Below are 14,169 nucleotides of genomic sequence, written 5' to 3'. Positions count from 1 at the left end.
CTTGATTTTCTAATGTAAACTATTTGTTTGCATTGTTGTTGTAAAAGCATCATAATTACACCAACACAATGAATAAACTTTCAAACAACATTTCCTTTGCAGCGATAGCACTCGCGATAAGTTTCGCTTCCTGTAATAATTCTAACAACACCGATAAAAAGGATTCCGAATCTAGCAAGCAAGATTCGTCGTCTATGGAATACGGTTCGGATATTTCTGTGCAAGAACCTCTTGCTACAGAGCCCATAGATAAGTATGCTAAAATCGTCGGTTGGGATGAGGGAGAAATGCCTCAGGCTCCTGCAGGTTACAAGGTGGTAAAGTTTGCTGAAGGATTAAACAGTCCAAGAAATATTTACGTTGCTGCCAATGGTGATATATTCGTCGCTCAGGCGCGTACGCCGTCGGAAGGTAAATCGGCAGAGAAAGTGGCTGCAAGAAATCTGAATAAAGATGCAAATCCGAATGAAGTTTTGTTGTTTAAGGATAACGACGGCGACGGAAAGGCCGACGAGCAAACGACATTTCTAAAAGACCTCAATCTGCCTTACGGGATGTTGATCTTGGGCGATTATTTTTACGTAGCAAATACGGATGCCTTAGTGCGTTATCCTTATAATGCAAAGCAGGGCAAACTAACATCGACAAACGGTAAATCCATCGTGAAGCTGCCTGCCGGTGGCTACAACAACCATTGGACACGAAATATTATCACTAACAAAGCACAGGATAAGATTTTGATTTCTGTAGGATCAGGGAGCAATGTTGGTGAAAACGGAATGGAGCACGAGGTGCGTCGAGCAAATATTTTGGAGGTAAATCCTGATGGATCCGGCGAACGAGTTTATGCTTCGGGAATCCGCAATCCTGTTGGAATGGATTGGGAATCTAACTCAGGAAAGCTGTGGACTGCGGTTAATGAGCGCGATCAGCTAGGCGATGAACTTGTTCCAGATTATATCACTTCTGTGCAATCCGAGAAATTTTATGGTTGGCCTTATTATTATTGGGGAATGCATATTGATCCGCGGTGGAAGGATAAAATGCCGAAGGATTTAGCAAAATCTATTACTCCTGATTACGCCGTTGGTGCGCATACCGCTTCGCTTGGATTAGCTTTCAATAAAGCACCGAACTTTGAAACTGGCGTATTTATCGGTCAACATGGTTCTTGGAACCGATCGGAATTTGTTGGTTACAAGGTAGCATTTGTTCCGTTTGAAGACGGGAAACCAAGCGGAAAAATGCAGGATTTCTTGACAGGATTTATTGCTAATAAAGAGAAGGGCGAAGTGCACGGCCGTCCGGTAGGCATTGCGTTTACGAAGAACTATATGCTGGTTGCGGATGATGCTGCGAATGTAATTTGGGCAGTTGTTCCGGATCGAAGTAACTAGTTATTTGCACGCAATTATAAATAGCAAGCGCACTGAATCATGGAAGATTCAGCGCGCTTAGCTGTTTTAGTTTAATGCTATTTGTCACTGCAAGTATTGACTTCAATAATCTTTGAATAAATGATGTGGAAACTTCCGTATTTCTCCTTGATAGTGAGCTTTTTAAAATCTATTACCATCCCGACTTAATCAGCAAACAACCTGTTTGGGGAATCTTGAGCGGTCGATAATTTCGAAATCCTATTTCTCAAAAAATCATTGAGTTGATCTTTGTTGATATCTAATGCGGATGTTATTCGATCATACAGAAGCTCATCGCTTTGGGAATCTTGAAGCAACGAAATCAACCCTTGCTTACTGGTTTTTTCAAGAATTAAATCGCAAAGAATTGCTCCAATAACGTATTGTGGATTTGTTTGAGAATCTAGATTTTTAAAATCTGTGAAATTAGAAAGATCGAACTCTGGATTTTCCTTAAGGTAATTTTGGGTTCTTTTTATATGATAAATTAGCGGTTTACCCAAATGCGCTTTTTCCTTTCCTAGATAAGCGGAAAGACCAGCCAAAAGCAATGGATGTGCTTTAGGAAACTTCTTGTTTACAACATGGGTAAGTTCGTGATAATGATTTTCACCCCCTTTAATCGTAGAAAAAATAAAGTTATTCTCCGCTACATAATATCCGCATTCATCGCTCATGCCCTCCAAAAAGATATAATCGTAGCCCAACGATTTGTAAATATCGTCGCAATCTTTTGTTATAAAGTAAGATAATCGCTCCGGCTCTAAATTGAAGGACGCACAGAGTTTTTCGTAAAAATCTTCGGCCTTCTGGATGTTTTGTGGATTAAAAGAAAAGTCGGGTGTTGCATAATAATCGATAAGTTTCGATTTGGCTTTTGTCCAATCTTTCGTGGAATGATATAGGAAATTCGATAACTTAAATTGATCATTTTGTTTTTTCGCCAATACATACGTGCTGGCGAACACATTACCGTCAGCTAATTGGAAAGTAGAGCGAATTAGATAATCATCGTCCAGTTTGCTGATCGAGGTAAGATGATTGTTTAAGCCGTATTTTATCAGTGAAGGGTTGATGATGCCCGGAACGTCCAAAATATTCACTTGATTCAACCGCTCACGTTCAGAATCGACCCAATGTTCATCAGAATGATCGGTTAAGTAAGTTTGCCACAACTTCACAATCGATTTCATCTCTTCGTTCTTCAAATCAATATTAAAATTCGTCGTAAACTTTTGTCCGAAAGACCAGCTATTCACCAAAAGAAAACCAAAAATTAAGAAATGAGCTTTCATAGGAAGAAGATAGAATCCATAAGAAGGTTTTGAGGCAAATGTGCTGAAGCCACCTTATATCGTTGTAATACCAATCGCTCGGTATCAAGAGTGGCGATTTTAGGAAATTGTGATATGAAGGAATTGCACATTCCTTTATTAATATCCTGCGGACTAATTAATCTGCAAACTGTACGTAATTTCAACGCCGCCGGCTGCTAGCATATCATGTACAGAGCAATATTTTTTTACGGCTAATTCAGCAGCTTTAGCCGCTTTTTCTGCATCGATTTTACCTTTCAGAAAGAACTCGATATGTATGTGAGTGAATATTGTTGGAATTTCTTCGCGGCGTTTTCCTTCTACTTGCACTTGAATATCATCAACCTCCTGACGCTGCTTTTTTAATATGGTCGACAGGTCGAAAACGCTACAAGAACCTAGTGCGAAAAGCACCAATTCCATCGGTCGAGCGCCCTTGCCTTCGCCGCCAATTTCCGGAGAACCGTCAATATTGATTTTTACATCAGAAGTGCCGCTGGTGCCCGAAAAATGCACCGCATTGTTTTCGCGTTGTAATGTTACTTTCATCGTATCACAAATATAACGAATCGACGGAAAGAAAAAAGGAGCCGATTGGTTTGATCCATCAGCTCCTAGTCATTTTCAGCGATAATAAAAATGAAATTCAGTCTTTAATTTGGCATACGAACGCCGGAATATTGCGTGACATCAACTCGAGGAATTGAGGCATTAAATTTCTGATTAATCGCTTCAATAAATTGGTTGGCAACAATCGCGTTTCCAATTGGCGTAAGATGGACACCATCCAAAGAAAATGCATTTCCACGAATGAATTGCGAATTGATTGGAACGCCGTTGTATACAATTCCTGCTTTCACTTTATTCAAGAAATCGTGCATATCCACCAACGCTAAACCTTTCGATTCGGCCGCTTGTTTGATTACCGCATTAAACTGATTTACGCGAGCGCGAACTTCTTCGACCTCATCTTTGTCCAATACCATGTTATCTGGAATCGGATTATTTGGTGAAATACCAAATAAAGGAACTCCATTATAAGTGTCCCTTCCGAGATGTTCTCTAGGTAAAGTCAGAAAGAAATAATCCTCTGGTGTCGCTGGTCGAACTGTTGTTTTAGTTCTAATCAACACATTCGTAGCTTGTCCTTGCGTAGCTTGTCGCACACCTTCTGCTAGTTGAGCCTGCGTAATCGTCGTAAAATATGGAATGCTCGTCACATCCGGAATAGTGGCCACCACCCCTTTTTGCTGTTGTGCGGTTAGGGCGGTTATGTAATTGTTGTACAATGCGGTAAACATTCCGGCTTCGGTTAATGTCGTCGTCGAGCCTGTACGCACGGCTCCGTTCATAGCATAACCCAGTACATCATTATTCCCCAACCAAAAAGAGAAAAAGGTATGTTGTTTAGTTGTGCTGTAACCAAAATAAGTAGTTTCTGTATCGTTTCCGACTAGCAATCTTTCAAAATAAGGATTACCGGCTGCCGAACCGACGCGTGGAGCGAAAGCCATATCCAAACGCATACCCGGTACGCCAAGGTTGTTGATTTCGGTGCCTTCGTATTTTGTGTATAACGGTGTGTTCCCTGGGCTCATTCCTCGAATGGCTAAGTTGGTCGTCACATTTTCCGTCGTAGGAACCCCGTTGGTCAGCGCAGCTAATCGCAAATAGCCGGAGCCATTTGCTTGACTTTCACTAAAAAACGGTGAGGTGAAACTACCTCCGCCAATCTGCTGCATTTGCGCAGCAATTAGGTTTGGAAATGCCACTTTCTGTCCTTCCAAATACAATCCGCCGTCGGCGAAACCTGCTGAAAGGGAGTTTCCGATCGCCACATATTTTCCGAAATCTGCGGTGCTATTGAGTACTTCGTAATCCTGCTCTTTTGGTGCACACGATGCGACCAAGAATAAAGCTGCTAAAGCAGAGGTATAGGTGTTAAAAATCTTTTTCATAATCGTTTGGTTTACCATTTATAACTAAGTGAAACACCTGGTGCATGAATATACGTTTCGTAGCGACCTCTCAAACCGGTGGAAATGTTGGTGCCTGTACGAGGTAAAATGTGCTGAAATGCGTATGCCGCATTCAACTGCCATTTATCCGTCATCTCATACGTGAAACCTAGAGAAGCTACGTAGCGGTTGTTGTCCGGCGTTTCCGGATAAACATATTGTCCACGAACGGGCGTGCGGATGAATCCAGCACCTGTGCGCAAAGCTAAGCGATCATTTACTTGGTAATTGATACCCACTTTTGCTGAATAGGCATTCTCATATTGTTTCTCCGATACCGAATTTGGAATCAAATCCGTTTCATATTCGAAAGCCAATTGCTTATAGATGCTGTAATTCAATACCGATCCGTCGATGGCCATATCGACTTTCTCGCTCAGTGGAAAAGCTAAACCAACGTTCAAAGACGATGGCAAAGGTAGTTCAGAAGAAAACTTCGTGTTCGGGAAGTTTGCTGATAAGGTTTGCGGAACATCAAACATGGCATCTCCATCTTCCAAACGCGTAATTACTTTTGAACGGTAGCTTACGGATAAAGCAAATTGATCTTCTAAATTATAATGAATACCGACATTATATCCTGTTCCGCTTCCGTTCCCTTTCAAATTTGCGGTCGCTGGTCTGCCGTCAGGATGAAAAGCAGGCAAGGAGCGACCTAAATCCACCGATCCAATATTGTAAATAAATCCACCACCAACGGAGAACTGATCCGTTAGTTTAAAACTTAGTGTAGGTTGAATGAAGATGGCACGAAGTGACAGATGACTCAATTCATAACGACCCGGCCAATCGTGTCCCCAATCGACGCTTCCGCCGAAAGGTGTGTAAACGGCTAATCCTGCTTTCCAAAAGCTGTTTTTCGGACCGAATGTAGCATAAGCGGCAAATGGTGGCGTAACTTGAAAGCGTGAATCATGCTGCATCATCGATCCAGCTTCCTGAAATGCCGAACGAAACATCACCGCACTAGCGCCAATTTGTACCGCGTTGTGATCCATTTTGGCTAATGCGCCCGGACTGTACACCATCGACGCTTCATCAATAAACAATGCGCTACCTGCACCACCCATACCGATGATTTTTTGACTTTGGGTATTGACTTGAGAACCTTGCGCGAACGCAAAAACGGGCGAAGCCAGCAATAACCCGAGTAGTAATCTTTTCATACGCGTTTATTTTTATAAGAGGTTAGAATCTAGTGTTTAGATTTAATATGCTAACATAGTATTTTTTATTTGTAATATCAGCCAAAACTTTCCACTATTTTTTTAATGAATAACCGATGTAAAGCATGATTGTTTCGTCGGAAAATCATTAATTGCTATCTTGTATAAAAATCAAAAACAGATATCATTTTATGGCAACAGTAACATTTAAAGGAAGCGACGTGCATACCGACGGAGCTTTGCCGAAAGTAGGCGAGCAGGCGCCTGATTTCTCATTGACCGGAGCGGATTTGTCACAAAAATCATTGGCGGACTTTTCAGGAAAGCAAGTGGTATTGAATATTTTCCCAAGCGTAGATACGGGAACTTGTGCAGCGTCGGTTCGTCGTTTCAACGAGGAATTGTCGAAGTTGGATAACACCGTCGTATTGTGCATTTCTCGCGATTTGCCTTTCGCACAAGGTCGTTTTTGCGCGGCAGAAGGATTGGAGCAAGTGATCTCTCTTTCAGAATACAAGGACAACGCTTTCTCTGATGCGTATGGCGTGAAATTCAGCGACGGTCCTTTACAAGGTTTGTTGAGCCGTGCTGTAGTAGTTGTTGGTGCGGATGGTAAAGTAAAATATGCGGAGCAGGTGGCTGAGGTTACCGAAGAGCCGAACTATCAATCAGCCATCGCTGCATTGTAGTTTCCAATAAAGAAAGTAAAAAGAAACGGTGATTTTTCGACAGACAAATCACCGTTTTATGTTTTATTGACGATGTGATAGATTCTCGGAACTAATCTTGGCGCTGCGCTACTTTATCGTCGGCAGTTCCTTTTTTAAGCCAAAGCTCCAAATCATCACAGGTTTGAAAATCTTCATTGATGTGAATGTAGGTCGATGCGGTACGTTTTTCGAACCATTCGCTTAAGAAACGGTTAACCTTATCTTGTTGCGCCGCCTCCTGAATCTTCGCGAAATCTTGCTCCATGTTGGCTCCATGTGGTGCAACGCGTGTTTTCAAGAAATTGAATTTGTACGCCTGAATACCATCGCGGTGCGACTCGTTGATGTGCTTGAATTGGTAAGGTTTAGAATAGTTACCCGGTTGCAATGTGTCGATAGCTGCAAATAAATCGCGCTCTAACCCATCCACAGAAATCATTGTCGAACGTGTGTATGAGTTTTGATCGAATACCATACCACCGTTAAACTTCGTTTCTTTTGCGTCAGAATATTTGGCAGCAGCTGCGTGGAAACTCATTTTCCCGGTTTCTACCAAATTGTAGATGCTGTCGATTTTAGATTTGGCACGATCCAAGCTTGCTTGCGTTGGCTTCGTAGTAATCAGTAAGTGGCGAACGTGGACTTCTTCACCGCGGCGTTCCAAAACTTGTAAGAAGTGAAAGCCAAATGGTGTTTCGAAAACTGGAGAAACTTCTCCGGGCTTCAATTTAAATGCCACTGCCGAAAATTCTTTTACATATCCATCGCGTGTTGAGAATCCCAAATCGCCACCGTTCGGCGCGGATGGACATTCTGAATAGAAACGAGCAATTGTTCCAAAATCGGAACCGCCCATTACTTGCTGACGGTAACCTTCTGCCTTATTACGGAATTGCTCTTTTTCCGATTTAGTTAAAGTCGGTTCGATAACGATTTCACCAACTTCAATTTCGGTATTGAAATAAGGTAAACTGTCTTTATCTAATCCTTCGAAATAGCGGTTTACTTCCTGCGGAGTAACGCTGATTTTCTGTACAATATTTCCTTGAAGACGTTCCGCGCGCATTTGCTCCGACAGGGTTGGACGAATTTCTTCTTTATATTGCAATAACGACCGTTTTAGGAAACCTTCCAAACGCTCTTGATTCCCAGCTTGGCGAACCATGTGGCGCATACGACGATTAATCTCATCATCAACTTCCGCTTCAGATACTTCGACAGAGTCAATCACGGCTTGTTGCGATAATAATTTGGTCATGACCAATTGCTGCAATGCCTGACATTTGAAGTTTGGATCAGGTGCCCCACCATTTGCTAGATATTGTGTATACTGCATGTCCACGTCGGATTGCAGGATAATATTCGACCCCACCGTAGCCACTACGCGATCCACCAATTTGTCTTGCGCTTGTACGTTTTGCACTAAATAGAGCGCAAATACAATAAACAAAGCCCCGAACTTCCTCATGTTACTTCTTAATTTATTCAACGACATTACACTGCACTTGGGATACAAAGGTAGGTAATTAATTCCATGATATATTCGTTTAACCCTTTTTAACGTAATAGGATTATACCCTGAGCTATTCCGTTTGTTCTTCCGTATCAGCGATTTGTCCGTTTGCCGTATCTACTTCAGACTCATTAGCTTCTTCTGCTTCTTCCGGATCGCTATGCAGTTCGTGCGTTTCCTGATTATACATGCCATGCAACTCATCAATTACGGTTTCTTTCCATAATGGGGTACCTGTCACATAAGCCGTACGCGCAATCATGTGTGCACCAACCGGAGCTGTAATGATTAGAAAAAATAAGATAGCAATTGCTTTCGTGGTTACGGATATATCATCTGGAAACATAATGGCCGCACAAATGAGAAATAACCCAACACCTAATGTCGAAGCCTTTACGGTAACCGATAAACGAAGGTAGAAATCAGGCATTCTAATCAACCCGATGGAAGCGAATAAGATAGAAAGCGCGCCAATTGTACTCAAAAAAGCCAATATTATATCAATCATCTTTTTGTTTTTCTATGTAATATGAGAATGCAATGGTGCCCAGAAAGGCTATTAGCGCCAAGATAATCGCTACATCCATCAATACTTCTTGGTTCTGTCGGATGGCATAAATGGTAATGATACCGATTCCTATTGTAATCATCACATCCAATGCTACCACACGATCCACTACAGATGGTCCTTTCCAAATACGGATAAAAACCAGCAAGACCGACAATGTTAGGATCGGCAGAATTACGTAATCGAAATAAGTGCCTAATGTCATCGTAAAACCTCCATCAATCTGCGTTCAACTCCCATTTTCAATCCATTAACGAATGTTTCCGGATCATTCAAATACATCACATGTATATACAACGCTTTTTTGTCTTCGCTAACGTCTAGGATCAGTGTGCCCGGCGTTAGGGAAATAAAGGTGGACAATACGTTGATTTCTAAATCTGTTTCTGCGCTAAGCGGGAATCGTACCACGCCCGGGCGAAAGAAATACTTCGGTGTCATTACATCGTAGGCAACTTGCACATTAGCTTTAATCATCTCCCAGATGAAATACAACAAGAAGCTGATGATCTTTGGGACGCGATGAAAATAGCGTTGATCCTGCTCGTTACGGCTCATTACCCACAAAACGAAAAAACCTAACAACGCCCCGAAGATGAAGCTGGAATAAGAAAGTGAACCTGTTAACGCTACCCAAATAAAAGATAGTAGCAGGTTCATCAAAAAGTACTTAATCATACGACGTTATCTTTTAGGTCCTAATACCGCTTCGATATAGGACGTTGTATTAATTAATTCATTCGATATTCTGTCGGCGACTTGGACAACACCTTCGGCGTACAGTCCGATGTAAAGCGTGGCACATGCTAAAATGCCAACCGGCAAAACCAATAAAATCTTCTTGAACAAAGGCATAGGTTCAAATTTATTTTCGATGACAGACATGTCTGGAACATCTTTCCAAAACACCTCCGTCCACATGTATGCGATCACATACAAAGTTGCTAAACTTCCAACTACAAGCGCTCCCGCGAAAACGTAATTATGTTGTCCGAAAGCTTCTTGAAACAAATAAATCTTTGGCCAAAATCCAGACAAAGGTGGAATACCAACCAGCGAGAAAAGAACCAAAGCAATCAGCAAGGAAATTTTTGGATATTCACCATAAATACCACCTAATCGTCCTAAATCCATGGATCCTCGCAGTTGGCGAATGACACCGGCAATCAAAAACATATTGGTTTTTACCATAATGTCGTGGATGAGATAGAAGATCGTTCCCATCAGTGCGAGCTTTGTGAACATCGCCAAACCGCCCATCATAAACCCGATATGACAAACAATCAGGTATGAAAATAAGCGACGAACATTTGTTTTCACCAAAGCACCGAGCGATCCAGTTAGAATGGTAAGCACGGCCATGACGAGCAAAAGCTGTTTGGTAAATTCGTCGGGAATGAAGATCAAACTAAATACGCGCAGCATGGCGTAGATTCCTACTTTTGTAAGCAATCCGCCAAATGTTGCGGCAACGGCCGATGGAGGCGTATGGTAGGAGGAGGGTAGCCAATAATACAATGGGAAAACGGCGGATTTAATACCGAATCCCAAAATAAAGAATATGGAGGTGATACCGACCAAGTTCTGATTTTTTACCGCTTGAATTTTAATCGCCAAATCAGCCATATTCAGCGATCCTGTAATTCCGTAAAGAATACCAATTCCCGTCAGGAAAAACATGGATGCCAGAATGTTTAAGGCCATGTATTTGATCGCGCCTTCGAGCTGTGCTTTTCTACCTCCTAACGTCATCAATACGAAGGATGAAATGATAATCACCTCAAACCAAACGTATAAATTGAAGATATCGCCCGTTAAAAATGCACCGATCAATCCCATTAATAGGAAATGGAAAATTGGAAAATAGCCATACATCATCCGCTGCCGACTAAGCCCGGTTGTGGAGAAAATAGATACAGCAAATCCGGCAATTGACGTCAGCAAGACTAAGGTAACAGCGAGCATATCCGCAACGAAAACAATCCCAAATGGTGCTTCCCAGTTGGATGCATTCAATGTTAACGTACCTTCGCTAAATACCTTTTCGAATAATCGGATAGCAACAACAAGTCCTAAGAAAGTTCCTCCAACCGAAAGAAAGCGTTGCGTTACCGTTTTGCGCCATGCGATTAATTGTGCAATGGCAGTAATCAGGTGTACAAAAATAGCCGCTAAAATGTGGTTATCAATCATATATCTTCTTCTTCGGGAGTATTAAGGTCATCCAAATCATCTTTTTGCAACAAGGCGTATGCGCGTTTCAATAAAACGATAGCAAATGCGGAAAGCGCGAAGCTGATGACGATAGCAGTTAATATTAAGGCTTGTGGAATTGGATCGGCGTAAATATCCTGAAAGATATTGTGGTGCGCATCAATTACCGGGGGTTGCCCTTTTGTGATCGATCCGATTAAAAAAATCAGGATGTTGGTTCCATTTCCCATCATCATAATTCCCAACAGCAACTTAATCATACTGCGGCGCAGAATCAGGTAAACGCCTGCAGCGTACATCAATCCTAAAACCAAAACTAGTATTAATTCCATAGCTGCTAATCTTGATTAAGGGAAATGGTGAACAGAATAGTTAATACAACGCCGACAACGACCAAGTAAACGCCAATATCAAAAAAGAGCGCTGTTCCGACAGAACCGATAACCGGGAATTTCTCTTCCAACCATAGTCCAGTCATAGGTGGATAACCGAAAAAAGTAGGTATGATTATCGAAAACATGGACAACCCCAACCCGATTGGGATCAGAGAAAGTGGTTTGCGTCGCATAATTTTCATTGAAGCTTCTGCGCCATTGGCGAAACTGTGTAAAACGAATGCGATGGAAGCAACCAGTCCACCGACAAATCCACCTCCCGGATAATAGTGCCCTCTTAATAATAAGAACACCGAAAATAGGAGCAATATAGGGAGCAAGTACCGCGTAGCGGTTTGTAAAATTGTACTTCTCATGCTGTGTTTTATTCTTTTTCAGATGATTTTAAACGTAACTTCAATAAGCTGTAAACCCCGATTGCGGCAATACTTAGAACCACGGTTTCGAACATGGTGTCGATTCCGCGGAAATCTACCAAAATGACATTGACTACGTTTTTACCTTTTGCCAATAAATAAGCATTTTCCCCGTAAAACTGACTAATCGTTTTTTCGATGGGTTCATTAATTACTTTTAGCGTGATCATCGATAAGATGACGCCAAAACCGAGGGCTACCGCGATGTCGCGATAACGACGTGTTGAACTTTCCAATCTTAAAAACGGAGGAAGTTTGTAAAGTACCAATACGAACAGGACGGTCGTCAATGTGTCGATCGTAAATTGTGTCATTGCCAAATCCGGTGCACTGTAGAATACGAAAATCAAACAAATACAATACCCAACGATCGTCATGGATACAACTGCAGTCAATAAAAACGGCGTAAATAAAACCATACACATCGCGCCGATCAAAATGATCATTACCGCCACTTCGTAAATAGATAAAGGCGTCAAATTTGCCCAATCAATTGTTATCGGGCCGCTCAACCACAATTTATAGGCTAACAATCCTTCTGCAAAAAGGATGACTTTAAGGTGGTAAGATCTTAAATATCCATTATGTACCACGCTGGTGTATCCTTGCGACATTTTCAATAAACCGCGACCCAATGCGTCAAAAAATTGTTGAGGAGCAAATACATTCAATCTTTCGACGGTAGCCAATTTTTTGATGCTTGGTTTGTTGACAAAATAAATGATTGTTCCGGCAGCAAGTGTGGATAAACTTAAAATCAATACCGTATTCACGCCATGCCAAATGGCTAAGTGCATTTCGGTATCGCTACCATAAATGCTGTTAGCAGTCTGCAACGAGAAATAATCGCCGAAGATTCCGGGAACAATTCCTGCAGTCAGTCCAAGCAGTGCTAACACCAAAGGAGGAACCCAAAGCGAAGCGTAAGGCTTATGTGCATCTTTAAAATCATCCGGAAGTTTTCCGCTGAATGGTTTTATTCCGGCCATAAATCCGGCAGCAACAAGTGCAACATTCGTACAGACGGCTAAAGCTGTCAAGAGCATACTCTTGTCGCTGTGCAACGTCGCTTCATAAATTAAATCCTTGCCAATAAATCCGAAGGTGATCGGCAATCCGGCGCTGGAAAGTGCTGCCAAAAGTCCGGCAATAGCAACGCCCGGCATGATCTTTCGCAATCCGGCTAGCTTAGTGATATCGCGCGTTCCAGTTTCGTGATCGATGATTCCGGTTACCATGAATAACGTCGCTTTGTAAAGCGCGTGCACTAAAATGAAAACGGATGCCGCAATGATGGCTTCTTTGGTTCCCAATCCGATGAGAAACGTCAAAATTCCCAATGCAGAAATGGTCGAATAAGCCAAAATACCTTTTAAATCAACTCTAAATAAAGAATGGATAGCGGCGTAAATCATGGTAAATCCACCGACAATCATTAACGTGTAACTCCATAATGGCGTATCTCCAAGGACTGGATTGAAACGTGCCAGTAAATAAATGCCGGCTTTTACCATCGTAGCCGAATGCAGATATGCGGAAACTGGTGTAGGCGCCTTCATCGCTCCCGGCAACCAAAAATGGAAAGGAAATTGAGCTGATTTGGTGAACGCGCCTAAAAGGATAAGTGCTAAGATTACTGGATAAAGAGCATGGTTGATGATCGTATCGCGCGCATCGATCAAAGCGGCTATTTGATAAGTTCCAGCGATATTTCCGAGTAAGGTCAACCCGGCTAACAGGAAGAAACCACCCATTCCGGTGATCGTTAATGCACGCAATGCACTTTTTCGCGAATCTTCATTGTTATTGTTAAACCCGATTAGGAAAAAGGAACTTATACTTGTGAGCTCCCAAAAGATAAATAGCGAAAATATATTGTCGGACAGTACCACGCCCAACATCGCAGCCATGAACAAACATAAATAACCGAAAAACCGATCAAAATATGCGTGTCCTTTTAAATAGCTACGGCCGTAGATAAAAATGGCTGTACCGATACCGGAAATGAGCAACGTGAAAAGTAGTGATAATCCGTCTAAGCGAAACGCGAAGTTGATATCCATAGACGGCACCCAAGGCAATACTTGTGTATAGGTAAATCCTTGAAATATCGCAGGTACGTATTGTAAATAGTATAAAAAAATACAGGCTGGCACGAAGATAAGTAGCAAACTCCACTTCGTTTTTATTTTGTTGCCAAACGGCAACATCAGCAAAGCACTGATTAATCCTAAAATAACCGTTAAAAGCATGTATCGACCTAATAAATGTTGGTTGCCGATAAAAATACTAAAAAATGCCCGTTTTTTCGTGTTCTGAGCGGTAAGGTTTGAAGTTTAAGTAGCAGCAATGATTAACTAACTGCGCGTCGAGTCAAGAGAAAATTTCATTTTTCGTCGATGGACTAAAACGTTTCCCAATGGATCTTTTCGAAT

General features: G+C 41.9%; 14 protein-coding genes. 2 read left to right on the top strand and 12 right to left on the bottom strand.

Annotated features, from left to right (window positions below):
- The first annotated feature begins 68 nt into the window (after window positions 1–68).
- The gene (locus ACFSQ3_RS15565) at window positions 69–1,397 is read left to right on the top strand and encodes a PQQ-dependent sugar dehydrogenase (protein ID WP_380870498.1); all 1,329 of its coding nucleotides are present in this window, start codon (window positions 69–71) and stop codon (window positions 1,395–1,397) included.
- A gap of 185 nt (window positions 1,398–1,582) precedes the next feature.
- Here ACFSQ3_RS15565 and ACFSQ3_RS15560 read toward each other — a convergent pair whose 3' ends face one another.
- From ACFSQ3_RS15560 to ACFSQ3_RS15545, 4 genes are all read right to left on the bottom strand, one after another.
- Window positions 1,583–2,713, bottom strand: coding sequence for a hypothetical protein (locus ACFSQ3_RS15560; protein WP_380870497.1), 1,131 nt, complete (start codon window positions 2,711–2,713; stop codon window positions 1,583–1,585).
- A 153-nt stretch (window positions 2,714–2,866) separates the two neighbouring features.
- On the bottom strand, window positions 2,867–3,283 hold the full coding sequence (locus tag ACFSQ3_RS15555) for an OsmC family protein (protein WP_380870496.1): 417 nt from the start codon (window positions 3,281–3,283) through the stop codon (window positions 2,867–2,869).
- A 104-nt stretch (window positions 3,284–3,387) separates the two neighbouring features.
- Window positions 3,388–4,692 (bottom strand): SGNH/GDSL hydrolase family protein, encoded by a 1,305-nt coding sequence (locus ACFSQ3_RS15550; RefSeq protein WP_380870495.1) that lies wholly within the window; start codon window positions 4,690–4,692, stop codon window positions 3,388–3,390.
- An 11-nt stretch (window positions 4,693–4,703) separates the two neighbouring features.
- Window positions 4,704–5,918, bottom strand: a complete 1,215-nt coding sequence (locus tag ACFSQ3_RS15545) for an OmpP1/FadL family transporter (protein WP_380870494.1) — start codon at window positions 5,916–5,918, stop codon at window positions 4,704–4,706.
- Between the two features lie 191 nt (window positions 5,919–6,109).
- Here ACFSQ3_RS15545 and tpx point away from each other — a divergent pair, with 191 nt between their 5' ends.
- Window positions 6,110–6,607, top strand: coding sequence for a thiol peroxidase (gene tpx / locus ACFSQ3_RS15540; RefSeq protein ID WP_380870493.1), 498 nt, complete (start codon window positions 6,110–6,112; stop codon window positions 6,605–6,607).
- 91 nt (window positions 6,608–6,698) lie between these two features.
- Here tpx and ACFSQ3_RS15535 read toward each other — a convergent pair whose 3' ends face one another.
- From ACFSQ3_RS15535 to ACFSQ3_RS15500, 8 genes are all read right to left on the bottom strand, one after another.
- Window positions 6,699–8,096: a peptidylprolyl isomerase gene (locus tag ACFSQ3_RS15535; RefSeq protein ID WP_380870492.1), complete on the bottom strand. Its 1,398-nt coding sequence runs from the start codon at window positions 8,094–8,096 to the stop codon at window positions 6,699–6,701.
- A 115-nt stretch (window positions 8,097–8,211) separates the two neighbouring features.
- Window positions 8,212–8,649 carry a monovalent cation/H(+) antiporter subunit G gene (gene mnhG / locus ACFSQ3_RS15530; protein ID WP_380870491.1) on the bottom strand — a complete coding sequence of 146 codons (438 nt, stop codon included), beginning with the start codon at window positions 8,647–8,649 and terminating at the stop codon, window positions 8,212–8,214.
- Window positions 8,642–8,914, bottom strand: a complete 273-nt coding sequence (locus ACFSQ3_RS15525) for a cation:proton antiporter (protein WP_380870490.1) — start codon at window positions 8,912–8,914, stop codon at window positions 8,642–8,644. Before ACFSQ3_RS15525 ends, mnhG begins: the two co-directional genes overlap by 8 nt.
- On the bottom strand, window positions 8,911–9,387 hold the full coding sequence (locus ACFSQ3_RS15520; RefSeq protein ID WP_380870489.1) for a Na+/H+ antiporter subunit E: 477 nt from the start codon (window positions 9,385–9,387) through the stop codon (window positions 8,911–8,913). Before ACFSQ3_RS15520 ends, ACFSQ3_RS15525 begins: the two co-directional genes overlap by 4 nt.
- 6 nt (window positions 9,388–9,393) lie before the next feature.
- Entirely contained in the window at window positions 9,394–10,902 is a 1,509-nt protein-coding gene (locus ACFSQ3_RS15515; RefSeq protein WP_380870488.1) for a proton-conducting transporter transmembrane domain-containing protein, read from the bottom strand.
- The gene (locus ACFSQ3_RS15510) at window positions 10,899–11,255 is read right to left on the bottom strand and encodes a Na+/H+ antiporter subunit C (protein ID WP_380870487.1); all 357 of its coding nucleotides are present in this window, start codon (window positions 11,253–11,255) and stop codon (window positions 10,899–10,901) included. The genes ACFSQ3_RS15515 and ACFSQ3_RS15510 overlap by 4 nt, the downstream gene beginning before the upstream one ends.
- Before the next feature lie 5 nt (window positions 11,256–11,260).
- Window positions 11,261–11,674: a Na+/H+ antiporter subunit B gene (locus ACFSQ3_RS15505; RefSeq protein WP_380870486.1), complete on the bottom strand. Its 414-nt coding sequence runs from the start codon at window positions 11,672–11,674 to the stop codon at window positions 11,261–11,263.
- Between the two features lie 8 nt (window positions 11,675–11,682).
- Window positions 11,683–13,986 (bottom strand): putative monovalent cation/H+ antiporter subunit A, encoded by a 2,304-nt coding sequence (locus tag ACFSQ3_RS15500; RefSeq protein ID WP_380870485.1) that lies wholly within the window; start codon window positions 13,984–13,986, stop codon window positions 11,683–11,685.
- Between the last annotated feature and the right edge of the window lie 183 nt (window positions 13,987–14,169).

Source organism: Sphingobacterium corticis (assembly GCF_042684745.1).
GTDB classification, from domain to species: Bacteria; Bacteroidota; Bacteroidia; order Sphingobacteriales; family Sphingobacteriaceae; genus Sphingobacterium; species Sphingobacterium corticis.
Note: the sequence above shows the minus strand (reverse complement) of the source record. Positions and strands in the feature narration are given on the sequence as shown.

Bases quoted from the DNA above. Each gene is read 5' to 3' on its own strand.
- ACFSQ3_RS15565 (WP_380870498.1), top strand. From the start codon at position 69: ATGAATAAACTTTCAAACAACATTTCCTTTGCAGCGATAGCACTCGCG.
- ACFSQ3_RS15560 (WP_380870497.1), bottom strand. From the start codon at position 2,713: ATGAAAGCTCATTTCTTAATTTTTGGTTTTCTTTTGGTGAATAGCTGG.
- ACFSQ3_RS15555 (WP_380870496.1), bottom strand. From the start codon at position 3,283: ATGAAAGTAACATTACAACGCGAAAACAATGCGGTGCATTTTTCGGGC.
- ACFSQ3_RS15550 (WP_380870495.1), bottom strand. From the start codon at position 4,692: ATGAAAAAGATTTTTAACACCTATACCTCTGCTTTAGCAGCTTTATTC.
- ACFSQ3_RS15545 (WP_380870494.1), bottom strand. From the start codon at position 5,918: ATGAAAAGATTACTACTCGGGTTATTGCTGGCTTCGCCCGTTTTTGCG.
- tpx (WP_380870493.1), top strand. From the start codon at position 6,110: ATGGCAACAGTAACATTTAAAGGAAGCGACGTGCATACCGACGGAGCT.
- ACFSQ3_RS15535 (WP_380870492.1), bottom strand. From the start codon at position 8,096: ATGAGGAAGTTCGGGGCTTTGTTTATTGTATTTGCGCTCTATTTAGTG.
- mnhG (WP_380870491.1), bottom strand. From the start codon at position 8,649: ATGATTGATATAATATTGGCTTTTTTGAGTACAATTGGCGCGCTTTCT.
- ACFSQ3_RS15525 (WP_380870490.1), bottom strand. From the start codon at position 8,914: ATGACATTAGGCACTTATTTCGATTACGTAATTCTGCCGATCCTAACA.
- ACFSQ3_RS15520 (WP_380870489.1), bottom strand. From the start codon at position 9,387: ATGATTAAGTACTTTTTGATGAACCTGCTACTATCTTTTATTTGGGTA.
- ACFSQ3_RS15515 (WP_380870488.1), bottom strand. From the start codon at position 10,902: ATGATTGATAACCACATTTTAGCGGCTATTTTTGTACACCTGATTACT.
- ACFSQ3_RS15510 (WP_380870487.1), bottom strand. From the start codon at position 11,255: ATGGAATTAATACTAGTTTTGGTTTTAGGATTGATGTACGCTGCAGGC.
- ACFSQ3_RS15505 (WP_380870486.1), bottom strand. From the start codon at position 11,674: ATGAGAAGTACAATTTTACAAACCGCTACGCGGTACTTGCTCCCTATA.
- ACFSQ3_RS15500 (WP_380870485.1), bottom strand. From the start codon at position 13,986: ATGCTTTTAACGGTTATTTTAGGATTAATCAGTGCTTTGCTGATGTTG.